Origin of the sequence: Methyloglobulus sp. (assembly GCF_046714055.1) — a bacterium.
Classification (GTDB): domain Bacteria; phylum Pseudomonadota; class Gammaproteobacteria; order Methylococcales; family Methylomonadaceae; genus Methyloglobulus.
In genome coordinates, this window is sequence record NZ_JBKKBJ010000093.1 from 1 (window position 1) to 22,144 (window position 22,144).

Here is a 22,144-nt window from a genome sequence, read left to right on the forward strand (position 1 = left end):
AGACCATTTGCCGCACTTCCTCCATCCCTGGAGGGCGAATGAACACCGCAGTTGGCGGATTACGCCGCGCCCAAAGGACAAACAAAACGGATAGATCGCGTATGTTGCGCGGCTAATCCGCCCTACATTTAATCCGTCTTACGGCCTTCCATCCGATGGCGAAACATCAAGCGTCCATTCACCCGGCAAATAGAACCCGTAAATCGTCCCACCGTGTTGGGCAGCCGTCAACGTAAAGGCGAACAAGCGATATGGCAACGCCGATTTTGGGAACATCGTATTCGTAGCGAACGCGATTTTAACCATCACGTAGATTACATCCATTACAACCCCGTCAAACATGGGTTGGCCACGCGCCCCGTTGATTGGCAATCCAGCAGCGTTCATCGTTATATTCAACAAGGCATATTAGCGCCCGATTGGGGTGTTGGGTGCGTCGTTGATATTCCGGATGCCGCCGGATACGAGTAGGTTGGGTTAACAGCTTTATCGTTAACCCAACACATCGAAGCCCAAAAATGTTGGGTTGCGAAAAGCATGCAACCCAACCTACGCGGCTAATCCGCCCTACATTTAATCCGTCTTACGGCCTTAAGAAAATGACCGATTAGCTCGTATGGGGCGAAACATACGGTGCAATACGGCTAACGCCTATTGCACCGTACAGATTACGCCTTACCGCGTTACATTTAATCCGTCTTACGGCCTTCCATCCGATGGCGAAACATCAAGCGTTCATTCACCCAGCAAATAGAACCCGTAAATCGTCCCACCGTATTGGGCAGTCGTCAACGTAAAGGCGAACAAGCGATATGGCAACGCCGATTTTGGGAACATCGTATTCGTAGCGAACGCGATTTTAACCATCACGTAGATTACATCCATTACAACCCCGTCAAACATGGGTTGGTCATGCGTCCTGTTGATTGGCAATTCAGCAGCGTTCATCGGTATATTCAACAAGGCATATTGACGCCCGATTGGGGCGTGGGTTGCGTTGTTGATATTCCGGATGCCACCGGATACGAGTAGGTTGGGTTAACAGCTTTATCGTTAACCCAACACATCGAAGCCCAAAAATGTTGGGTTGCGAAAAGCATGCAACCCAACCTACGCGGCTTAATCTGGTAGCTGACCTTTGTCAGAGCAGAAGACTCTGTTATTGCAACTTGTTCCAATCCACCTGAACCCAGTTTCGCCACTCTAGGGTATCAGGGTCAAATATTGTGGTATGCCGGACCAAAGGATTCGATTTATATGTCGCATGGGCAACAGATGTAATACCACTGGTGGTATTAAAACTTACCATGCGCAGCTCATAGGCGGCAGACCAATTTATGTCCTCAGAATAATTTTCGGTCATTATCGATAGGAATCTGCTGTCCTGACGAGCTGCTTGCAACATATCTGAACGCGCTCTATCGGCACGATAATTATCCCCTGGGGCAAAAATATACAATGTTGCGGCGTCGGTGTAAGTGTAAATAGCGTATTGAATGCCTTTGTCGAAAAATACCTTAGAAAGGTCTGGATAGTACTGCCACGTATTATTTACATACTGGTAGACCCTCCCGTATATCCATCCGACGTTAGCCGCTTTCGTAAGCGAATATCGAATCCCATAACGCTCTATAAACGCTGTGGAAGAGGGAGCATTGTAATTTGGTGTTATATATGTCCATTTTCCTGAAGAAAGTACTGTTGTGCGCGCACTTCTCCTATCGTCAACGAATAGCGCGGGGCTTAAATACTTCAGAGCGTGATTAACAGAAAGCGGATTATGATATGGGTTTTCCCCTGGAGATAATGTGAGGTCACGACGCATTTCCCAGTGGAGATGCGCGGCATTATCATAATATCCGTTAGCGTCGCCAACGGTGGCGATTTTCTGCCCCTTTCCGACACTGCTTCCGGGGCTTACAAGGACACTGTCCACATGGGCGTACATTGCGTCCACCTGGGTATTATCGGGCAATGTATACCTTACAACGATACGTTTCCCCCAATTGTTTCGTGCGGTAGCGTTATCGACAAAGGTTACTTGTCCGTCCGCCATCGCATCGAGGCGCGCGCCTTTGTCAGAAGAACTCCCACATTTCCCATTCCAATCCTCTCCATTATGGTATTTATCGAAGTCGTCATTCCACTGCATGTGGTACTGGTCCCTCTTGTACCCAATCAGGGAACACGCGGTCCACGCATCACCCGGATTGAACGGGTCTAGAAACTGGCCCGCTGTGGGTACAGCGTGTACTGCTGTAACGCAGAATACGCTTGATGCGAACAAAATTAAGATTTTCAGCCGTTTCATCGTGTGCTCCTCTCTCGTTTCTTAGCCTAACGTAAAGTAGACACCTTTTCAGGTGTCGTGAAATACACCGGAATATGTGCATAATATTTGAACAAACACCGATTTTTCTGGAATATACTCCAGAATTTTTTTGTTAGCAACCTCTGTATGCAAATCAGTTATACACACCAAGACTGCCTAACAAATGATTATAAAGTTTCCGCACATTTACCATAAATTAAGCCTCATGACAACATTGTGTGATCTATAGCCTATTTTCTAACTGTGTATCATCCTAGATATAGTTCGATATACGGTTCTGGAGATCCTGACATGCTGGCGATTTCACCCGATTTGCCCCGATTATTGGTAGCGCTGTTAGCAAAACAGGATATTCCAGTCAATCAGCGTTCTTCTTATCACAAGCACGTAACCCGGATGGAGCTATGCGGAATACGGGGTAGTGTGGCTTCGATTATCCCGGATTACACTGCGTTTCATCCAGGCTACGTGTTAATAAAGTGTTGTAGCTAACTGCATCGGGTTTTCCCTGCAAATATGAGGCGTTGGCTTTGCAGACACCCAAACAACGCGCCCTGGCCATCCCGAACAGCCGCTTCTATCACGGTCGGTTTTAGCAGTGGTTGGCACGCTTCCATGGCGTGGCAACCAGCAACTTGCCAAACTACCTGGGCTGGCGACGGGCGTTTGAACAGCACCACCAACTCGAGCCGGAAACGCTGCCCTGTGCCGCTATGGGGAATTTTCAATAGTTAACGGTGACATAGCCTCCTTATAATCCGGATTGGTAAAGGAATTCACATGGGTCAAATAAGGCAATAGCCGCACCCTACGACTTTTCAATCGAATTGGGCAACTAAAGATAAAGTGGCGGCGGATTAATTCTCAGGCTGCTTGAACCGGAATAGAAGACGCTGAACGGATGATCTCGTTCTTTTCATTGAAGTAAATCAGGACTGGCTTATAAGTTACCAGCTCTTTTTGATCCAGGATGACGTAGGAGCAAATAATGACCAAATCGCCAGGACAGGCCAAACGCGCGGCAGCGCCATTGACAGAAATAGTCCCAGAGCCGTTATCAGCGCGGATGGCATAGGTGGTAAACCGCTCGCCATTATTGATATTGTAGATCTGGATTTGTTCGTATTCCCTGATGCCTGATAGATCAAGAAAATTGCCGTCAATCGCGCACGAGCCTTCATAACCCAGTTCTGAACGGGTTACCGTGACTCTGTGTAACTTCGCTTTAAGCATGGTTGTTTGCATATTAAAACGATATAAACCTTTATGGGAACCGCAAAATTATCCCTTAATTTTAGGTCTGCATCAATATTATACATTCCAAATTATTACAATACTGCCTCAACTTGCAAGGGAAAAACAAATATTATCGATCAACCTTGTCCGGCCCAGCTTCGCCGCCGCCAGCAATACCAAATCAGTATCTTGCTTATCAGCTTTTTGCAAGTCGTCTGCCCGACACACACTAAAGTAATCGGGGTGAAAACCTGCGGCCTGCAAATAAGCCAAGGCTTCATTTTCTATCGCCTCGTAGGATTTTTTACCCGATATAATCTCATCACAGGCAGTACACAAGACTTGATAAAGCTTGGGTGCAACCTGCAATTCTCTGGGATTTAGATAAGCGTTTCTCGAACTCATGGCGAGTCCGCTGCTTTCCCTGACAGTTTCTACAGGCCTTATTTCAATGGGAATGTTCAAATCTCGAACCATTGTACGGATAATTGCCAACTGCTGAAAATCCTTTTGACCAAAAAAAACCACATCTGGTTGCACCATATTAAATAATTTACAAACGGCTGTTGCAACCCCATCAAAATGTCCCGGTCTCGACACTCCGCAGTGCAGTGTAGAAAGGTTTTTCACACTGACAACAGTTTTAACTCCATCACCAGCCCCATCCCCATACATCTCGGAAACACTGGGTAAAAACAGCAAATCTATCTCGGCTGCATCCAGTTTTTGGCGGTCATCTTCTTCAGTACGCGGGTAAGCCTCAAAATCCTCCCCCACACCGAATTGAGTCGGGTTGACAAAAATACTGACGACGACTCGATCCGCAGACAGTTTAGCCTCTTCAACCAATTTTAGATGTCCGGCATGTAAATTACCCATGGTGGGAACGAAAGCGATACGTTCGCCAGCCGACCGCCAGATATTGATCGCTTTTCGCAAATCAACAATCGTATTGATTACCTGCATTGCTTATTAAAAACTATGCTCGGAACCTGGAAATTCGACGTTCTTGACCGCTTGGTGATACGCTTTGATCGCTTCTTCGACACCGTTGTTTCCCGTCATGAAGTTTTTGGAAAATCTTGGCCGCTTGCCTACACCTATATTGAGCAAATCATACAAGACCAGCACCTGCCCGTCACAGCCAACACCCGCGCCAATTCCAATCACGGGGATGCTTGACTCAAGACTGATTTCTTTGGCAAGCGTAGCCGGTACACACTCCAGAATCAGCATACTCGCACCGGCTTGCTGCAATTGCTGGGCATCCTCACGAATTTTTTGGGCATCTTGGGGCTCTTTTCCTTGGACACTGTACGCGCCGAATTGATGAATGGATTGCGGCAACAACCCTAAATGCCCACAGACGGGAATCCCTTGATCGACAAGAAAACGGACACAATCTATCTTGGCCCCCTCCAGTTTTACCATATGTGCGCCACCCGCTTGAAGTAATTGGGCAGCACTTTTTGCGGCAAGATCGGGGGCACTATAGGTCATAAACGGCATATCGGCAATGATATAAGCCCGTTTCCGCACCCTGCTGACACAGCGGGTATGATAAACCATGTCCTCAATCGTAACCGGTAAAGTCGTGCTATGGCCTTGGACTACCATACCCAGGGAATCGCCAACCAGGAGAATGTCGATGCCGGCCTTATCAATGACCGCAGCAAAACTGGCATCGTAGGCCGTTAGACAGGTGATTTTTTCACCCCTGCGCTTCATCGCCGAGATGTCATTGATCGACAAGGGTTTGTCAACTACCTGATTCATATTCGTTTAATTGCCGTAAACCTGCAAGCGGGCGTTGGGCGAGCAAGTCGGAAAGTTTGCCTTTACCCGGAACAATCAAATCCGGCGCACACTCATGCAAGGGGTACAAAACAAAAGCCCGATCTGCAATACCCTTATGCGGCACGGTCAATTCGGGCAAATCAATTTGCTGGTCGCCATAAAGTAACAAGTCCAGATCCAATGTCCTCGCGCCCCAACGTTGGACACCGCGCACCCGTCCATGTCCCAGTTCAATACCTTGAAGGGCTTGCAATAAATCCAAAGGGGATAAACTTGTTGTCACTGCCATGACGGCATTCACATAATCTGGCTGATCTTGCGGCCCCATGGGCGTACTCGCATAGAGGCTTGAAAAGGCCAGATCTTTCACACCGTCTAATGCTATTATCGCTAAATGCGCCGATTTGATTTGATCTACGGGCGATTCAAGGTTGCTACCCAGGCCTATATAAGCGGTAAGCGTATGAGCGGACAGGTTGTTCATATTAGCTTCAGGACGCTATAACCCTGTTTCTCTTGGCTTGTTTTGGCTCGATCTACGGTAATTCCTCTTAAGCCCTGATTTTCTATTTTGGTTATTTCGCCCTGGCTGGGTCATTTTTCTTTGTTCGTTTTCATTGGCGTTTTGATAGCGCGTCCACCATTCTGCCAGTTCAGGATCAACACCGCCCGTTTCAGAACGCAACAACAAGAAATCATAAGCCGCCCTAAAACGTGGATGAGCCAACAACCGTCCCGGTTTTGATCCGACACGGGCATTAAACTTGGGTTGTAAACTCCAGACTTCCCACATTGCGGTAGTTATATACCTTGGCATCGCCGTTAGCTTTATCTGCCTGGAAACCGCTTCATTGGCGGCATCCTGATAAGCCATGTTTTCAGCCACATCCTGATCCAGCATGTCCTTGGCAATCGTCTGTACCGGCTCCCACAAAAAGGCCGCCAATAAAAAATAAGCCGTCACGGTCTTTCCTTCGGCAATCCTATTGTCCGAATTTTGCAACGCCCTGATTAAAAAAAGTTTTGGGAATCCGTCCTGCTCAACCGCCAGACTTTTTTCCGTGGCCGGGAACAACACCTGAAACAATCCATAATACCTAAGCATTTCAAATGTTTGCAGGGCATAACCGGACAAAAATAGCTTTAAAACCTCATCATACAGACGCGCTGGAGGAATGCTGTCCAGTAACGTAGATGTCGTATGAATGGCTTGTTGGCAGTCGGGGTCAAGATTGAAGCCCAGCTTGACGGCAAAACGCACGGCTCTCAGCATTCGCACGGGATCTTCCCTGAACCGAGTTTCAGGGTCGCCAATAAGCTTTAATGTTCCTGCCTTGTGGTCCTCCATCCCTCCTACATAATCGACGACGGAATAATCCTTGATGTTGTAATAGAGTGCGTTGACGGTAAAATCCCTACGCCAAACGTCCTCTTCGATCGTTCCATACACATTATCCCTAAGCAACCGTCCTTCCTTATTGAGCATTTGTTTCTCGTCCTGCTCTTCGCCATTGCCGCGAAAAGTGGCGACCTCTATGACTTCTTTACCAAAATGCACATGGGCGAGGCGAAATCTACGGCCTATTAAACGGCAATTTCGGAAGATTTTTCTTATCTGCTCGGGATCGGCATCAGTCACCACATCAAAATCTTTCGGCTCACGCCCGAGCAATAGATCGCGTACACACCCGCCAACCAGGTAGGCATCAAAACCTTCATTTTTCAGGCGGTACAAGACCTTCAAAGCGTTGTCGCTAATTTGGGTACGCGAAATACTATGTTCAGATCGTTCATACAACCTGACTTTCGCTAATGGCGGCTCACCTTTAGTTTCAGTGGAGCCAATAATTTTTTTAAAAAAGTTTAGAATGACCTTTTGTCCCTGGTGTCGTTATTTTTATTCTCGATAATCATATCATCTGACGGATTAAGACCCAATCCGCTCACGGGTTTTCTTTTACATAAATCTTTTTAATATAGTAAAATCGCCACGTAGCTTTTAATAAACCTTTGGCTGCGTGTTTATTTGACATAAATTCGGAACAGCCTTTTCTCCACATCGAACCCAATGCCGACATGACCGACTGGATTGCTATCTTCAAAAAGATTCTCACCGCTTTGCTTGACCAACCCTTCTTAACAAGCTTGTTTGTAACTGATTTTTCTATTCTGCTGCTGCATAGGCCACCGTTCTTTTTTTCCCTGATAATGTTGGTCGGATTGATGGCAATGTGCATGTATTTCGGTCAAAAACTGGCATTGTTTAAATTGTAATCCTGAAAGGGAAAAGCTAATAGGCGCAGTACCCATTTGACAGATGACTAAACCTGGGCTTTTATGCCATTTGGCAGCCGTTATTTACGATTTCTTGCTCTTAGCCGCATTATTATTTTTTGCAACCGCGATTCTACTCCCTTTTAATGGCGGCGAGGCATTTAGCCACCAGCAAGTCTTTTATCCCCTCTACCTATTGGCAGTCAGCTTTTTCTTTTATGGCTGGTTTTGGACGCACGGAGGCCAAACACTGGGATTAAGGGCTTGGAAAATAAAGGTTTTAACCAACAATCATGAATTGATAAACTGGCGGCAGGCTTTTATCCGGTTCATCGTTTCCCTATTCTCCTGGGGCATTTTGGGTTTAGGTTTTCTGTGGGTTCTGGTTGATAAAAACCAACGTAGCTGGCACGATATTGTTTCCAAAACCGGGCTTTTTCTGGAACAAGCGGGTAAATAATGACCCCGTTGCGACCTAGACGACTGTGAAAACATCATTTACCACAGAGAACACGAAGTATACGAATAAAATTGTCCAATTAATTCCAGAATACTTCGTGTTCTTCGTGGTTTATAAAATGCTAAGCCACAAGTCCGTTCACAGTCCCAGACCTTATTCCACCTTATTATTTGGCTTTTATGATGAACAATCCCTTGTTAGCTAATTCTGTCCTGCCCTTATTTTCGCAAATAAAAGCCGAACACATTGAACCTGCCATCGATCAACTATTGGCCGAAGCCCGTGCAACAGTGGAAAATCATCTACAGGCCACTAAAAACTACACATGGGAGAACTTCATCGAACCGCTGGAAAACGCGGATGATAAGCTGAACAAAGCTTGGTCGCCAGTTAGCCACATGAATTCGGTCATCAACAGCGATGCACTTCGGGATGCCTACAATGCCTGTCTGCCCAAACTGAGTGCCTATTCGACTGAAATGGGACAAAATGAAGCCTTATTCAATGCGTACCGCTTTATTGCTGAAAGCCCTGAATATCCATCCCTGACGATTGCCCAGCAGAAAATCATCAACAATGCGTTACGGGATTTCAAGCTGTCCGGCATTGACCTTGACAATGAAAAGAAACAGCGTTACAAGGAAATCAGCCAGGAACTTTCAAAACTTGCCAGCAATTACGAGGAAAACCTCCTCGATGCGACCAATGCCTGGAGTAAATTGCTAAAAAACGAAGAAGAATTGGCAGGCCTTCCGCCTTCTGCGCTTGCCCAGGCGAAGCAAACGGCGGAAAACGCCGGACAAACGGGCTGGATGATTACCTTGCAATTTCCTTCTTACCATGCCGTTATGACTTATGCCGATAACCGGGATCTGCGGCGCGAACACTACGAAGCCTATTCAACACGGGCATCCGAGCTAGGGCCTCACGCCGGGCAATGGGACAATACCGAAATCATGGAGAAAATCCTGGCGCTACGCCATGAAAAAGCAAAGTTATTGGGATATAACAATTACGCTGAACTTTCCTTAGCGACAAAAATGGCGGAAAAAACCGATGATGTAGTCCGTTTTCTGGAGGATCTGGCTACAAAATCCCTGCCCCAAGCACACAAAGATTTGGACGAGCTACGTGCCTTTGCCGACGGACATTATGGTGTCAAGGACTTGCAATCCTGGGATCTGGACTATTATTCCGAGAAAATGCGCCAGCATTATTACCAGTTGTCGCAAGAGGAAGTTAAGGCTTATTTCCCTGTTACCCGCGTTTTGCCGGGCCTGTTTGCCGTCGTTGAAAAGCTGTATGGCTTGAACATCTCGAAAATTGACTCATTCGACAGTTGGCATCCCGATGTGCGTTTTTTCCAAATCCATGACCGAGACAATCAACTACGGGGGCAATTTTACCTTGACCTTTATGCCCGGCCCAAAAAACGCGGTGGCGCGTGGATGGATGATTGCGTGGGTCGCAAGAAATCGAATAGCTCAATACAAACTCCAGTCGCGTATTTAACCTGTAATTTTACGCCACCGATCGCCAAGGATGGCGCGAATGCAGCAACAAATCAGGAGCCTTTGCCGCCGATCGCCAGGGATGGCGTGAGTGCGGCAGCAGGTCTGGAACCTGCGCCGCCCACAGAGAATGATCCTGCACTCCTGACGCACGATGAAGTCACCACCTTATTTCATGAATTTGGTCATGGCCTACAGCACATGCTGACCAAAATCGACTATCTGGGCGTTTCCGGTATCAATGGCGTAGAGTGGGATGCAGTTGAACTGCCTAGCCAATTCATGGAAAACTGGTGTTGGGAAAAGGAATCGCTGCAACTGGTTTCCGGCCATTATCAAACGGGTGGACCATTGCCTGACAGCTTATTCGACAAAATGCTGGCCGCAAAAAATTTCCAGGCCGGTATGGTGATGGTCAGGCAACTTGAATTCAGCCTGTTCGATTTCAGGATTCATCAAGGTTACGATCCTGCCCGTGGTGGTCAAATCTATGAAATATTAGAAAAAGTTCGGGCCCAAGTAGCAGTCATCCATCCGCCCAAGTCCAACCGCTTTGCCCACGGCTTTTCGCACATTTTTGCCGGTGGTTATGGCGCCGGGTACTACAGCTATAAATGGGCCGAAGTCCTGTCCAGCGATGCTTTTTCCTTGTTTGAAGAAAAAGGTATTTTTAATCAAGAAGCAGGTAATGCCTTCTTGTCTAACATCCTGGAGCGCGGCGGCAGCCAAGATGCGATGGAATTGTACGTCAAATTTCGAGGCCGAAAACCCACAATTGACGCGCTGCTCAGGCACAACGGCATAGGTGTTCCAGCGTGAAATACAAGGATCTGCGGGATTTTATCACACAGCTTGAAAAGCAAGAGGAACTCAAGCGAATTACTGTTGAAGTTGATCCTTACCTGGAAATGACTGAAATCTGTGACCGGGTGCTTAAACAGGGCGGCCCGGCCTTGCTATTTGAAAACCCCAAAAACTCTAAAATTCCTGTGCTTTGCAACCTGTTTGGCACACCCAAACGCGTGGCTATGGGCATGGGGGCAAGTTCTGTCAATGAGTTGCGGGGTATCGGAGAACTGCTTGCCTATCTAAAAGAGCCGGAACCGCCCAAGGGCATGAAAGATGCTTTTGAGAAAATCCCGGTGTTCAAGCAAGTCCTCAACATGACACCTAAGTTAGTGACTTCCCCTACCTGCCAGGAAACCATACTCAAAGGCGACAAGATTGACCTAAATAGTTACCCGATACAAACCTGCTGGCCTGGAGATGCCGCACCATTAATCACCTGGCCGCTGGTGATTACCAAGGGGCCTAATAAAACCCGCCAAAATCTGGGCATCTACCGCCAGCAAGTGATCGCAAAAAATAAGGTGATAATGCGTTGGTTGGCTCACCGGGGCGGTGCGCTGGATTTCAGGGAGTGGCAACAAGCCCACCCGGACAAACCCTTTCCCATCGCCGTCGCGCTGGGCGCTGACCCTGCTACCATACTCGCTGCGGTTACGCCCGTCCCTGACACCTTATCAGAATATGCCTTTGCGGGTTTATTGCGCGGCAGCAAAACAAAAGTGGCCCAATGCCTGACCATCGACCTACAAGTGCCAGCCAGCGCGGAAATTGTGTTGGAAGGCTTCATATATCCCAATGAAACAGCGAAGGAAGGCCCTTTTGGAGACCACACCGGGTATTACAACGAGGTCGATGAGTTTCCAGTATTTACCATAGAAAGGATCACCCAACGGCATAATCCGATCTATCACAGCACTTATACTGGCAGGCCACCAGACGAACCCGCTATTTTGGGCGTTGCCTTGAACGAGGTCTTCGTCCCTATTTTGCAAAAGCAATTTCCGGAAATAGTCGATTTTTATCTTCCTCCCGAAGGTTGCTCCTATCGTATGGCGATCATCAGCATGAAAAAACAATATGCAGGCCATGCCAAGCGGGTCATGCTGGGCACTTGGTCTTACCTGCGCCAATTCATGTACACCAAATTTGTCGTCGTGGTCGATGAGGATATCAACGTCCGTAAATGGGAAGATGTCATTTGGGCAATCACGACACGCATGGATCCAGCCAGGGATTTGACAATATTGGAAAACACACCTATTGATTATCTCGATTTCGCCTCACCCGTGTCTGGATTAGGCTCTAAAGTAGGATTCGATGCGACCAATAAATGGCCTGGGGAAACCAACAGGGAATGGGGGACACCCATTGTAATGTCTAAAGAAGTCACCCAAAAAATCGATAAAATGTGGGATTCTTTATTTCAAACTTGAAATAGTACACAACGACAATTTAACTATTCACAAACTCTAGAAAACAAAAAACCCAACACTTAGGCTGGGTTTTTTACTTCGGGCAATAAGGTAACAATCTATGAGGGGCGCTTATCCAATAAGCAACCCTAGCCGCAGAACCCCTATTTTTCAATAGTTATAACTATCATGGTGTACACCATGCCAGTTAGTACAAGGAGTTAGGCCGCTTCTCGCTACCACCGCCAAAATTCAATGCTGGTTTTTCTTTTTTCATTTCTACGATTGCTTCTTCAGCTTCCTTAATGCCTTTCGCAAAGTCCCCAGACTTTACAGCTTTTTTAGCTACCTTGAATTTAGTGCTGACTCTTTGTACAGTTATCGAATTTCCCTTCATTCCTTGATCTTTTGCAACAGCAGAAGCTTCAGATGCGGCATCCACAAAACCGGATGTGTCAGATGCTTTACCCGCTGCTATCATCTTTTCGGCAAGCGCTATGAGTGCTGTGAAGTCTTCATTGATTGGCTGACCAGCAGCGTTAACAACACCCAGTGAAAACAAAGACAGCATCAAAGCCGCTAATATGTATCTAAAATTCATTAATTTTCCTCAAATACCTATTTGCCATGCGGCAAACACAAAAAAAGCGGCTGAATGTTCCAGCTTAATCAAAAACATTTCCGCCATATATAGTCACCAAAACCAAAAAAGCTTTGTGTTCCCAGAGCCAACCCACTCACTCAGGTACGTTTAGGATAACCTTTTTTTAACCAATAGTCCAATATATAGCGGCATCACAAAATAAAGGAAGGCTATTTGATTTAAATCAATCAAAAACTACACAAAAAATCAAGAACCCAAAACCGCTGCATCAACTTGACTGACAACACCGCTGGACGCAAGCTCCAAACCTTGCTTATAAGACCTGTTAGCCTTATATTCCTCGCCTTGGACAGCGTATAAGTCGCCCAACAAACGATACGCTTGCACATTTGGGTCAATAGCGATACTTTTCGATAAGTAATCTTCAGCTTTTGCGTAATCCTGGCATTTATAGCTCAACTTACCCAGGATGGTCAGCAATACCCCATCTTCCTTATGGTGTGGCAGCAAAGATTCGGCAACCTCTAGTTGTTTGAAAACATCATTCGATTGTAAGCTACCGAATAACAGCAACAGCGTTTCATCCCAGTTAATGGTCAATGTTTCGACCAATTCGTTTTCGATTTCCGTACCCAAACCTGCGTTAATCATGGCGGCGAAATAAACCGCCGCAACATCAGGGTTCTTTTTTATATGGTTAGGGATTTCAGTCCACAACAACCTCATTTCATCGGTGCTGCCTTGTTTAATGGCCTGCTTCAACAAGCCGCCAAAAGCTTCAATTTCAAGCTTTTTTATATCCGTTTCCATCAAAATCTTATTTTTGTTTAAGGAAGGCAGCAATTTACGCAAGCCTTGCCAGTCGCCTAAATGCTGGTAGGTTTGGTGCAAGAGCTTGAGTACGCTAGCATGTGTCGAATCGATCGAATGCAGTTTTGTCAGAGTTTCTAAGGCTTGTTCGAACTGATTTGCCGAAAAATGCAGTTCTGCTTGGGTCAAACCGATTGCCACATCAGAACCCGGCGCATGGGATGCCGCTTTCTTTAGGTATTCATCCCTTTTGTCGTAAGCGCCTCGGGATTGTGCAGCCTTGGCGGCAGTCAAATAATGGATCAAAGGTGCGCCACTATGCGATGCGTGTTTAATCAGGACTTTTTCGGCCTGCTCCCAATTGCCTTCTGCCGATCCTACCAAGCCGGCAATTAAGGCTTCTTGAGAACGGTTAAATTTAATGTTCCGGCTCCGGTTTTTTACCTGCCACGGCAATCTAAGCAACCAGCCTAACCACCTGAAAAACAAATAAAACACATAAAATCCGACAATCAGGCTTACCAGAAAAACGATAAGCGATGTTTCCATCGACCAACTGCCAATTCCGATTAAGACATAACCGGGATTCTCAAACGTCCCCAACCATCGATGGACAAAAAATACCGTGACTAAGGTAATAAACAGTGAACTAAAGAAAAAAATCCCGCTTTTCATTATGCGCTCACTGTGGCTGCTTTGGGGGTGCGGTTTGGGATGGTTGGCCTGAATCGACAGGGTCTATTGATTCTACCGGCTCAGCAGAACCGGATGGCGCTCTCGAATTTTCTTCTTGACCCTGCTTTTCTTCTTCTGTTGACAACGCCTTATCTGTTTCGATCCTTAGCTTAGTCACATCGCGGAGCATCTTTAACGACAGGCTGATGTCAGGCAACTGGCTGCGGAGCTTGATGCCCTGTAAGCGCAACAACTTACTGATAAACCCTTTGGCATTATCGTTATTGGTGAAATGTTGGTTAATCCAGGTTTTTATGTCTGCCAAAGCTGCTTGATATAAAGCGTCATTTTGCTGGACTAAAGCCATTTTCACCATTTCCAACTTGACCTTAAGTTGTTCGCGGATAAATTCGGCCTGTTCCTGGGTGAGTATTTCCTTGACAGGCTTGTCTGAGCGCTTGATGGTGACTATCCCTTCCAACTCCTGAATGGCCGTATCGAGCAAGTCATTGGAATCCTCGCTGACTGCACCGGTATCGGTCACGTCCCCGGGTGGGGTCAACGGTTTACCGGAATAAGGCAGCACTAAAGTTAATTTGGCTACATCGCTTCCCAAAGTCTGTATCGAAGAGTATAGCCCCACCACATCGGGTAGTTTGATACCCTGAATCTGGGAGATTTCCTTAGCGATCTGTTCGCGTATTGTGATCGTGCCGGTATCGCCGCTTTCCCGCAACCTCTGGTCAGCCGCCTCGAGGGCTACTCGGGTGCTATTGATGTCGCCCACCAAATGCAGTCTTTCATTGGCGACACTAAGCAGATACTCAGCATCCGCAATTAACCAGTCACCCCTGGTTTTGCCAAGTTGTCGTTGCACCTGGAGGACTTTGTCACTTAATTCCTTCCGTGTGGCTTCCATTTTTTGGCCTTGCAGATCGGAAAAACTGGCAAGCGTCTTGCTAAAGTGATCCTCTTTACTGGCAATTTCGGATTGAAGGGCAGCCAATTGGGCTTGTATGGCCGTCAGCTGGGCTTGATAATCGTTGATTTGCCGGGTCAATTCGTTTTTGACTTCCCCACCCAAACCCTCTTGTTTGTCACGCAGTTGCGTAAACAGGTAAAACCCAGCGCCCGCCAATCCCAAAATAAGGAATAAAATGATGGTGGCAAACAAAAGCCCACTACTTGACCGGGGAACCGGTCTCGGTCTACCATCAATTGGACTAATGACGGCCTCTTGTTCTGGTTGTTCGCTCAATTCAGCCACTCTATTCCCCGTTTATTACCACGCTCGATTATTACAGCAATTGCCGCGTCAAGAATTGCCAGGTCTGAAGGGCATTCAGTCACAGCTATTCGCATAAATCCCATATCGCCAGCTAACTGCCTTATCCTCTCGCTAATGACCACTAGCGGAACCATAGCCAGACGTTTTTTATAATTTGTACCTAGCATGGCAAGCAAATTCTGCAATGCCTCACAGCTGGTGATAATAACCACATCCAGCTTATCCTGCCCGAGCAAGCTAATCACCTGAAAACTGTCATAATCGGGAATGACCCGCTTGTAGACTTCCCAATACTCGACATTTGCACCTCTGCTACGAAGGACATTCGCCAGCTCCTCACGTCCGCCTTGGCCTCGAACAATCAATATGCCCTGACCATTAACGTGCTGCAGTTGCGGCATGGCAAGCAAAGACTCGCTGTCATAACCCTGTTCTGGAATTATTGTGGCCTGTAAACCGGCTAATTCCAATTCCTTGGCTGTCGCTTGCCCTATTGCCGCTATTTGCGTTACCTGAAATCGCGCTATTTTGCCACCATTCGCTTTAAGCGCAAAATTTACTGCATTAGCACTGGTAAAAATAAGCCATCGGTACTTTGACAACTGGATTAAGGGATTGGTTGCCGCTGACAAATTATCTGACTGGCTATCTGAAATGTTATCAAGACCCACGATTTGTAACGTAGGAAAACGGACGGCTATCCCGCCCTGTTGCTCGATGATGCGGCATAAATTTTCTGCCTGATGCACTGGGCGGGTGACTAAAACATGCGCCCCGTTTAAGGCATTATTCACTTGTAAGAGCCTGCAAGACCTTATCCGCACCCTGCGCCAAAAGATCTTCGGCAATTTTTTGGCCGATTATTTCTGCTTGCTCCGGTTTGCCAAAAGATTCACTTCGATAAATCAGGCTACCATCAGGACTTCCGACCAGGCCGCGCATGAATAATTGGCCATCAACTATTTCGGCAAAGCCAGCGATGGGAACTTGGCAACCCCCGCTCAACCGTGCATTCAATGCCCTTTCTGCAGCAACACATAAGCCAGTTTCCCTGTCGTGCAGCTTGCCCAACATGGCATTCAGTTCCTTGTCATCAGCCCGGCATTCTATGCCTATAGCGCCTTGGCCTATGGCGGGTAAACTTATCTGGGTATCAAGGCGCTGGGTAATGCGTTCGGCCAAACCCAGCCGTTTCAAGCCAGCAGAAGCCAAAATAATGGCATCGTAATCCCCTGCATCCAATTTGGCTAATCGTGTATTGACGTTTCCCCTCAGGGTCAAAATTTCCGCATTGGGATATAACTCCTTGATTTGGCACTGCCTACGCAAACTGGACGTGCCAATCCTGGCATTTGGTGGTAACTCACTTAATGAAGAATAGTGATTAGAAACAAACGCATCCGTTGGATCCTCCCTGCTTAAAATCGCCGCCAAATGCAAGCCTTGCGGGAATTCGACGGGCACATCCTTCATGGAATGCACGGCAATATCAGCAGTATCTTCCAACATTCCCACCTCAAGTTCTTTGATAAACAAACCTTTGCCGCCGATTTTTGCAAGCGGCGCATCAAGGATTTTATCGCCTTGAGTCATCATTTTTATCAGCTCAGTCCGCACGCCAGGGAAGGCCTGTTCCAACAAGTGCGCTACGCGATCGGCTTGCCACAACGCCAATGGACTCTTGCGCGTAGCGATACGGATAATTTTTTCAGTCAAAAGGGAACCTTCGGTTATTGCTGATTATAATTGTTAACGATAAGTCCGCTGGTAAATCTTTATCCCATAACCTCTGATAAGAATTTTGATGCTTTCCCTAACCGGTCATTGATAGCTCGCCATTCTTCCGTTTGGGGCGGTTGTTCGACCAAGATTATATCAAGACTCAGGCGATCCAGTTCACGCAAAGCGTTATACAAAGTATGTGCATAATCATCAACCTGTTTTGGCATAGTAATAACATGAATCTGAGAACTTGCGCCTATTTCCAGCGTATAAGCCACAATGCCAATTTTTCTGTTTAGTAATGCCTGGTTTTGAAAAACTCCCTGTAACTGCTGGGCGGAACAAAACATCGTGCTTGTAACTGGCGAATAATGCACCTCCATCATCCCTGGTGCGCGAATCGTGGGATTTTTGGGCATCACCAGTTGCGTTTGCAACACTTCTTCAATTTCTAAGCGGTTGATTTGACCGGGGCGTAGCAATTTAGGTTGCACTTCACTCAAATCGACAATCGTCGATTCCAAACCCACCTGGCAAGAGCCGCCATCGAGAATTAAATCAACGGCATCACCCAATTCTTCTTCAACATGGCTGGCTTGGGTAGGGCTAATCCGGCAAAAGCGGTTTGCTGATGGCGCGGCAATGCCGCCGCCGAATGCCTTGAGTAATTCTAGCGCAACGAGATGGTTGGGAACGCGCAAGGCAACCGTGTTTTGTCCGCCAGTGACTTCCATCGGCGCATCAGGGTGTTTTTTTAGCACGATTGTCAAAGGCCCAGGCCAGAAATGTTCCGCCAGTTTCCAAGCAAAAGCAGGGGTTTCAATTGCCCAATCTTCAAGCGCAGTCTTATCTGCGATGTGGACAATCAAAGGGTGATCGACGGGACGGCCTTTTGCCGCAAAAATGCGTAAGACCGCTTCTGGGTTTTTGGCATCTGCCCCCAAACCGTAGACTGTTTCGGTCGGGAAGGCGACGAGACGGCCTTGCCGTAATAAATCGGCGGCTTTATGGATTGCCGACTGATCGGCGATAACAGGATTCATTTTATGGACAGGCTTATTACGCTAGTTCGCTATTTCAATCAACACTTCATCAGGGTTTGCGGGCTCACCCTTGACGACGTGGACGGCCTTAACCACCCCGGCTATGGGCGCAGTGATTTCTGTTTCCATTTTCATGGCCTCGGTCACCATGACCGCCTGCCCTGCCACCACCGCTTGCCCAACCTTGACCAGCACTTCAAGGACATTACAAGGCATACTGACGACAACATCACCCGGCGCAGCGCGTTTGCGCCGTTTGCTGGCGATAGTGCTCTTGACCGCTCCCTGTGTGCCGCCATCCAGGACAATTTCATCCAACGTCTCGACAACGATTTCTTCGGGAACACCATCCACCATGAAGTAAAAATGCCTAAGCATCTGGTTTTTGGGCCCGGCTCCGATGACTTTGACGTGATAAGACTCGCCATGTAACGCCACGTTAAACTCAGTGGGCGCTTTTTTTAGACTATCATCATCCCTCGATGCAAATTCCAACGGCTCAGGCATCAGGCTCCCAGTTGAGCGTTGCTCCAGGAATAGCTTACCCACATCAGGAAACATCGCATAACTCAACACATCCTCATCGTTTTGCGCCAGTTCGCCTATCTCCTGGCGCAAGCGGTCAAGCTCAGGCTTCAATAAATCAGCTGGTCGGCAATCAATGACCTCTTCATCGCCTATGGCTTTTTTTTGCAGCTCTTTGCTCACAGGGGCAGGCGCTTTGCCATAGCCTCCTTGCAGATAACGTTTCACTTCATTGGTGATGGTTTCATAACGTTTACCTGTCAACACATTGAGTACGGCTTGCGTACCGACAATCTGTGACGTGGGCGTAACCAAGGGCGGATAGCCTAAATCCTTGCGTACTTCAGGAATTTCCTTATAAACCTCGCCAATTCGATCCAAGGCATTCCTTTCCTTTAACTGGTTTGCCAGATTGGAAATCATGCCGCCAGGCACCTGAAATACATGCACTTGCGTATCAATGCCCGTAAACTCGCTTTCAAAACGGCGGTATTTTTTTCTGACTTCAGCAAAATAGCTATTGGCTGCCTGAAGTTTATCGAGATCCAAACCGCTATCGTATTCCGTACCCTTTAATGCGATGACCAAGCTTTCCGTAGGCGGATGGCTGGTACCGCCCGCCCATGACGATAAGGCGGTATCAATATGTTGGCAGCCCGCTTCGATAGCTTTCAACTGGCACATTTCCGCTAAGCCCGACGTCGCGTGGGAATGCAAGTGCAGGGGCAAATCGACGGCATCTTTTAATGCTTTGACCAATTCACTGGTCACGTATGGCGTGAGCAATCCCGCCATATCCTTGATGGCTATGGAATCGCAACCCAGATTCGCCAATGCTTTACCCAGGGTGACAAAGCTACGGACATCATGGACGGGACTGGTGGTATAGCAGATCGTACCTTGTGCATGTTTGCCGCTTTCTTTGGTGGCTTCGATTGCCGTCCGCAAATTGCGGGCATCGTTCAAGGCATCGAATATTCGGAATACATCCATGCCGTTTTCTGCCGCCTTGTGGATGAAAGCACGTACCACATCATCCGAATAATGGCGATAACCCAGCAGGTTCTGTCCACGCACCAGCATTTGTAAACGGGTCTTCGGCAATGCCGCTTTGAGTTTGCTCAAGCGTTCCCAGGGATCTTCTTTCAGAAACCGTAAACAAGCATCAAAAGTCGCACCGCCCCAGCATTCCAGCGACCAATAGCCGATGTCGTCGAGCATGGCACAACCGGGCAGCATGTCTTCCGTGCGTAGGCGGGTCGCTATCAGCGATTGGTGGGCATCACGTAAAATTACATCGGTGATAAAAACTTGTTGCATTGCCATATCTTAATTAATCAGAGTTCAAATCAAAGCCCCGTATGGGCAGCCATTACCGCCGCAATCACACTGGCTAAAACCTCAGGGCGCGGTTTATTGGAATAATTAATCAGTTCTGGGTGCTGTTCAATAAAACCGGTATTAAACACGCCAGCGCGAAATTCGGGATGACGAAGTATTTCCAGATAATAAGGGATGGTCGTCTTGATCCCAAACAAACCCATATCCTTTAAGGCGCGTTCACCCCGCTTAATCGTATCTTCCCAGGTAATGGCGCTGACGATCAATTTAGCCAGCATCGAATCATAATACGGGGGAATATCGTAACCCGTATAAATTGCGGTATCAGTGCGGACACCGGGACCACCCGGCGCATAATAGCGGGAGATAGTGCCAAAACTCGGTAAAAAGCCGTTTTGCGGGTCTTCCGCATTAATTCGGAATTGAATGGCATAACCGCGGCGACTGATGTCTTCCTGCGTGCAACGTAAGGGTAATCCTGCGGCAACGCGAATTTGCTCCTCGACAATATCGACGCCGGTAATGGTTTCGGTAATCGTATGCTCAACCTGCACTCGTGTATTCATTTCCATGAAGTAGAACCGGTCATTGTGATCCAGCAAAAACTCAACCGTTCCAGCATTGGTGTAGTTGACTGCCTTGGCAGCAAACACTGCCAGACCACCTATATATTGCCGTTGCGCTTCGTCCAGTTGTGGAGAGGGTGCAATTTCGATCAGTTTTTGGTTACGCCGTTGGATGGAACAATCCCGTTCATAAAGGTGTATGGTGTTGCCATGATAGTCCCCCAGCACCTGTACCTCAATATGGCGGGGATTGACGACGCATTTTTCCAGGAACACATCCGCGCTACCAAAAGCCTTAGTCGCTTCAGAAATAACCCGTCCGTAATTACGCTGCAATTCATCGGCATTATCACACCGCCTGATACCCCTACCACCGCCGCCCGTTGTGGCTTTCAACATAATCGGATAACCAATCTTATCGGCAGCGGCAAGCGCTTCTTCTACGCTGGCAAGATTTTCCGTACCCGGTGTAACCGGAATGCCCGCATTAATCATGGCTTTCCTGGCTTCGGTTTTATCACCCATACGTTGGATAACATCCGCTTCCGGGCCGATAAAAATCAAACCACGCTCTTTACAAGCCCGCGCAAATTGGGCATTTTCAGACAGGAATCCATAGCCCGGATGTACAGCATCGCAACCCGTTGCCGCCGCCAAATCCACCAAGGCATAGATATTGAGATAACCCGCCAAAGGCTCGGTACCAATGCAGTACGACTCATCCGCCTTTTTTACGTGCAGGGCAAAGCGATCCACTTCCGAATAAATCGCCACCGAACGTATGCCCATTTCCGCACACGCACGAATAATCCGGACGGCTATCTCACCACGATTAGCGATTAAAATTTTGCGTAACATTCAGCTTCTATGTAATTGACCAAGGCTGTATTCTACCAAAATTTCAGCAAACGATTGTTTCTTGTCCTTTGAGGTTGAGGAAAGTGGATAAAAGCCCAAGGGAAATATCCACTACTCACCACCACGCCAACAACTAACCCTTTTTTATACTGGAAAACACCAAATCCTCCAGAAACAAAACAATCTCTGCTTCATCTTTATTTTCCCCAAAGTCAGTCAGTGAAGGCAGGTTATTCATAAAAAAATTCTGGAAATGCGCCATTTCAATTATGGTGGACGCTAATGATTTCGGGTAAAGGTAGTTGGGGCTGCACTCCAAAATCATATTCCCGATCACGGCGCAAAGGTCTTTGTAGGGCTTAAAAAGCCGGTCTTTGTTATCTTCGGATACCCGTTTGGTCAGATAGGCTTTGGAGCCTTCGGTAATAATGATTTGATGCAGGATGCTTTCATCGACATGACGGGTGCTGAGATCGTCCTCTACCGTGGTTGCCAGTAACTTGATGACCATTTTTAGCTTAACCACAGGGTCTTTAATATTGTTGGTATGGAAACTAACCTGGTATTGAAGCCAGTTCCAATACCAGGCGGTAAGATAGATCAGCAACCGGTGCTTGTTTTCAAAATACCGGTAAATACCCGCCTCGGTCGACCCAATATCATCGGCCAGTTTTTTAAACGTGAAGGCTTCAAAGCCGTTTTTGTGGATTAACTGAGTGCTGTGCAGAATGATTTTTTTGCCCAGTTCGGATTGCTCCGGATCCCTGAGAAATAATTTTTCATTCATTTTAATTTGTAATTGTATGTCCATAGCGGCCTGGTTTGGCGTTTTTCTCTGAAT

General features: G+C 47.3%; 22 protein-coding genes and 1 pseudogene. 7 read left to right on the forward strand and 16 right to left on the reverse strand.

Features of this window, described 5'->3' with window-relative positions; translation table 11 throughout:
- Window positions 1-150 precede the first annotated feature (150 nt).
- Both ACLQ6D_RS05710 and ACLQ6D_RS05715 read left to right on the forward strand, forming a co-directional pair.
- A complete protein-coding gene (locus ACLQ6D_RS05710) occupies window positions 151-471 on the forward strand; it encodes an REP-associated tyrosine transposase (protein WP_411726345.1) in 321 nt (106 codons plus the stop codon).
- Window positions 472-711: 240 nt separating this feature from the next.
- Entirely contained in the window at window positions 712-1,032 is a 321-nt protein-coding gene (locus ACLQ6D_RS05715) for an REP-associated tyrosine transposase (protein WP_411726346.1), read from the forward strand.
- A 127-nt stretch (window positions 1,033-1,159) separates the two neighbouring features.
- Here ACLQ6D_RS05715 and ACLQ6D_RS05720 read toward each other — a convergent pair whose 3' ends face one another.
- The gene (locus ACLQ6D_RS05720; protein ID WP_411726322.1) at window positions 1,160-2,311 is read right to left on the reverse strand and encodes a M23 family metallopeptidase; all 1,152 of its coding nucleotides are present in this window, start codon (window positions 2,309-2,311) and stop codon (window positions 1,160-1,162) included.
- Between the two features lie 312 nt (window positions 2,312-2,623).
- Between ACLQ6D_RS05720 and ACLQ6D_RS05725 the strand changes: the two genes are divergently transcribed.
- A complete protein-coding gene (locus ACLQ6D_RS05725; protein WP_411726323.1) occupies window positions 2,624-2,824 on the forward strand; it encodes a hypothetical protein in 201 nt (66 codons plus the stop codon).
- An 80-nt stretch (window positions 2,825-2,904) separates the two neighbouring features.
- A pseudogene (locus tag ACLQ6D_RS05730) lies at window positions 2,905-3,063 on the forward strand (IS1595 family transposase); the annotation flags it as partial.
- 133 nt (window positions 3,064-3,196) lie between these two features.
- Here the strand turns inward: ACLQ6D_RS05730 and panD are convergent.
- The 6 genes from panD to ACLQ6D_RS05760 all read right to left on the reverse strand — a co-directional run bounded on the left by panD (window position 3,197) and on the right by ACLQ6D_RS05760 (window position 7,602).
- A complete protein-coding gene (gene panD / locus ACLQ6D_RS05735; RefSeq protein ID WP_411726324.1) occupies window positions 3,197-3,577 on the reverse strand; it encodes an aspartate 1-decarboxylase in 381 nt (126 codons plus the stop codon).
- Between the two features lie 96 nt (window positions 3,578-3,673).
- Window positions 3,674-4,534, reverse strand: coding sequence for a pantoate--beta-alanine ligase (gene panC / locus ACLQ6D_RS05740; RefSeq protein WP_411726325.1), 861 nt, complete (start codon window positions 4,532-4,534; stop codon window positions 3,674-3,676).
- Window positions 4,535-4,540: 6 nt separating this feature from the next.
- A complete protein-coding gene (gene panB / locus ACLQ6D_RS05745) occupies window positions 4,541-5,344 on the reverse strand; it encodes a 3-methyl-2-oxobutanoate hydroxymethyltransferase (protein WP_411726326.1) in 804 nt (267 codons plus the stop codon).
- A complete protein-coding gene (gene folK / locus ACLQ6D_RS05750; RefSeq protein ID WP_411726327.1) occupies window positions 5,328-5,849 on the reverse strand; it encodes a 2-amino-4-hydroxy-6-hydroxymethyldihydropteridine diphosphokinase in 522 nt (173 codons plus the stop codon). Before folK ends, panB begins: the two co-directional genes overlap by 17 nt.
- Window positions 5,850-5,864: 15 nt before the next feature.
- The gene (gene pcnB, locus ACLQ6D_RS05755) at window positions 5,865-7,214 is read right to left on the reverse strand and encodes a polynucleotide adenylyltransferase PcnB (RefSeq protein WP_411726347.1); all 1,350 of its coding nucleotides are present in this window, start codon (window positions 7,212-7,214) and stop codon (window positions 5,865-5,867) included.
- A 94-nt stretch (window positions 7,215-7,308) separates the two neighbouring features.
- On the reverse strand, window positions 7,309-7,602 hold the full coding sequence (locus ACLQ6D_RS05760; protein ID WP_411726328.1) for a hypothetical protein: 294 nt from the start codon (window positions 7,600-7,602) through the stop codon (window positions 7,309-7,311).
- Between the two features lie 80 nt (window positions 7,603-7,682).
- On the opposite strand from ACLQ6D_RS05760, the gene ACLQ6D_RS05765 reads away from it, so the two are divergent.
- The 3 genes from ACLQ6D_RS05765 (at window position 7,683) to ubiD (ending at window position 11,892) form a co-directional block, all read left to right on the forward strand.
- Window positions 7,683-8,099, forward strand: coding sequence for an RDD family protein (locus ACLQ6D_RS05765; RefSeq protein ID WP_411726329.1), 417 nt, complete (start codon window positions 7,683-7,685; stop codon window positions 8,097-8,099).
- Between the two features lie 182 nt (window positions 8,100-8,281).
- Window positions 8,282-10,429 (forward strand): M3 family metallopeptidase, encoded by a 2,148-nt coding sequence (locus ACLQ6D_RS05770; protein ID WP_411726348.1) that lies wholly within the window; start codon window positions 8,282-8,284, stop codon window positions 10,427-10,429.
- Window positions 10,426-11,892 (forward strand): 4-hydroxy-3-polyprenylbenzoate decarboxylase, encoded by a 1,467-nt coding sequence (gene ubiD, locus ACLQ6D_RS05775; protein WP_411726330.1) that lies wholly within the window; start codon window positions 10,426-10,428, stop codon window positions 11,890-11,892. The genes ACLQ6D_RS05770 and ubiD overlap by 4 nt, the downstream gene beginning before the upstream one ends.
- Before the next feature lie 187 nt (window positions 11,893-12,079).
- On the opposite strand, the gene ACLQ6D_RS05780 is transcribed toward ubiD, so the two are convergent.
- The 9 genes from ACLQ6D_RS05780 to ACLQ6D_RS05820 form a co-directional block, all read right to left on the reverse strand.
- Window positions 12,080-12,472 (reverse strand): hypothetical protein, encoded by a 393-nt coding sequence (locus tag ACLQ6D_RS05780; RefSeq protein WP_411726331.1) that lies wholly within the window; start codon window positions 12,470-12,472, stop codon window positions 12,080-12,082.
- A 249-nt stretch (window positions 12,473-12,721) separates the two neighbouring features.
- Window positions 12,722-13,960 (reverse strand): heme biosynthesis HemY N-terminal domain-containing protein, encoded by a 1,239-nt coding sequence (locus ACLQ6D_RS05785; RefSeq protein ID WP_411726332.1) that lies wholly within the window; start codon window positions 13,958-13,960, stop codon window positions 12,722-12,724.
- A gap of 7 nt (window positions 13,961-13,967) precedes the next feature.
- Window positions 13,968-15,227, reverse strand: coding sequence for a uroporphyrinogen-III C-methyltransferase (locus ACLQ6D_RS05790; protein ID WP_411726333.1), 1,260 nt, complete (start codon window positions 15,225-15,227; stop codon window positions 13,968-13,970).
- Window positions 15,215-16,042 (reverse strand): uroporphyrinogen-III synthase, encoded by an 828-nt coding sequence (locus ACLQ6D_RS05795; RefSeq protein WP_411726334.1) that lies wholly within the window; start codon window positions 16,040-16,042, stop codon window positions 15,215-15,217. The genes ACLQ6D_RS05790 and ACLQ6D_RS05795 overlap by 13 nt, the downstream gene beginning before the upstream one ends.
- Window positions 16,035-16,964: a hydroxymethylbilane synthase gene (hemC, locus tag ACLQ6D_RS05800; protein ID WP_411726335.1), complete on the reverse strand. Its 930-nt coding sequence runs from the start codon at window positions 16,962-16,964 to the stop codon at window positions 16,035-16,037. Before hemC ends, ACLQ6D_RS05795 begins: the two co-directional genes overlap by 8 nt.
- A gap of 59 nt (window positions 16,965-17,023) precedes the next feature.
- Window positions 17,024-18,013, reverse strand: a complete 990-nt coding sequence (locus ACLQ6D_RS05805) for an L-threonylcarbamoyladenylate synthase (protein WP_411726336.1) — start codon at window positions 18,011-18,013, stop codon at window positions 17,024-17,026.
- 21 nt (window positions 18,014-18,034) lie between these two features.
- Entirely contained in the window at window positions 18,035-19,858 is a 1,824-nt protein-coding gene (gene oadA, locus ACLQ6D_RS05810; protein WP_411726337.1) for a sodium-extruding oxaloacetate decarboxylase subunit alpha, read from the reverse strand.
- 29 nt (window positions 19,859-19,887) lie between these two features.
- Window positions 19,888-21,303 (reverse strand): acetyl-CoA carboxylase biotin carboxylase subunit, encoded by a 1,416-nt coding sequence (locus tag ACLQ6D_RS05815; protein WP_411726338.1) that lies wholly within the window; start codon window positions 21,301-21,303, stop codon window positions 19,888-19,890.
- 133 nt (window positions 21,304-21,436) lie between these two features.
- The gene (locus tag ACLQ6D_RS05820; protein WP_411726339.1) at window positions 21,437-22,090 is read right to left on the reverse strand and encodes a TetR/AcrR family transcriptional regulator; all 654 of its coding nucleotides are present in this window, start codon (window positions 22,088-22,090) and stop codon (window positions 21,437-21,439) included.
- Window positions 22,091-22,144 lie beyond the last annotated feature (54 nt).

Coding starts and splice junctions, on each gene's coding strand:
- ACLQ6D_RS05720 (WP_411726322.1), bottom strand. CDS start 2,311: ATGAAACGGCTGAAAATCTTAATTTTGTTCGCATCAAGCGTATTCTGC.
- ACLQ6D_RS05725 (WP_411726323.1), top strand. CDS start 2,624: ATGCTGGCGATTTCACCCGATTTGCCCCGATTATTGGTAGCGCTGTTA.
- panD (WP_411726324.1), bottom strand. CDS start 3,577: ATGCAAACAACCATGCTTAAAGCGAAGTTACACAGAGTCACGGTAACC.
- panC (WP_411726325.1), bottom strand. CDS start 4,534: ATGCAGGTAATCAATACGATTGTTGATTTGCGAAAAGCGATCAATATC.
- panB (WP_411726326.1), bottom strand. CDS start 5,344: ATGAATCAGGTAGTTGACAAACCCTTGTCGATCAATGACATCTCGGCG.
- folK (WP_411726327.1), bottom strand. CDS start 5,849: ATGAACAACCTGTCCGCTCATACGCTTACCGCTTATATAGGCCTGGGT.
- ACLQ6D_RS05760 (WP_411726328.1), bottom strand. CDS start 7,602: ATGCACATTGCCATCAATCCGACCAACATTATCAGGGAAAAAAAGAAC.
- ACLQ6D_RS05765 (WP_411726329.1), top strand. CDS start 7,683: ATGACTAAACCTGGGCTTTTATGCCATTTGGCAGCCGTTATTTACGAT.
- ACLQ6D_RS05770 (WP_411726348.1), top strand. CDS start 8,282: ATGAACAATCCCTTGTTAGCTAATTCTGTCCTGCCCTTATTTTCGCAA.
- ACLQ6D_RS05780 (WP_411726331.1), bottom strand. CDS start 12,472: ATGAATTTTAGATACATATTAGCGGCTTTGATGCTGTCTTTGTTTTCA.
- ACLQ6D_RS05785 (WP_411726332.1), bottom strand. CDS start 13,960: ATGAAAAGCGGGATTTTTTTCTTTAGTTCACTGTTTATTACCTTAGTC.
- ACLQ6D_RS05805 (WP_411726336.1), bottom strand. CDS start 18,013: ATGAATCCTGTTATCGCCGATCAGTCGGCAATCCATAAAGCCGCCGAT.
- oadA (WP_411726337.1), bottom strand. CDS start 19,858: ATGCAACAAGTTTTTATCACCGATGTAATTTTACGTGATGCCCACCAA.
- ACLQ6D_RS05815 (WP_411726338.1), bottom strand. CDS start 21,303: ATGTTACGCAAAATTTTAATCGCTAATCGTGGTGAGATAGCCGTCCGG.
- ACLQ6D_RS05820 (WP_411726339.1), bottom strand. CDS start 22,090: ATGAATGAAAAATTATTTCTCAGGGATCCGGAGCAATCCGAACTGGGC.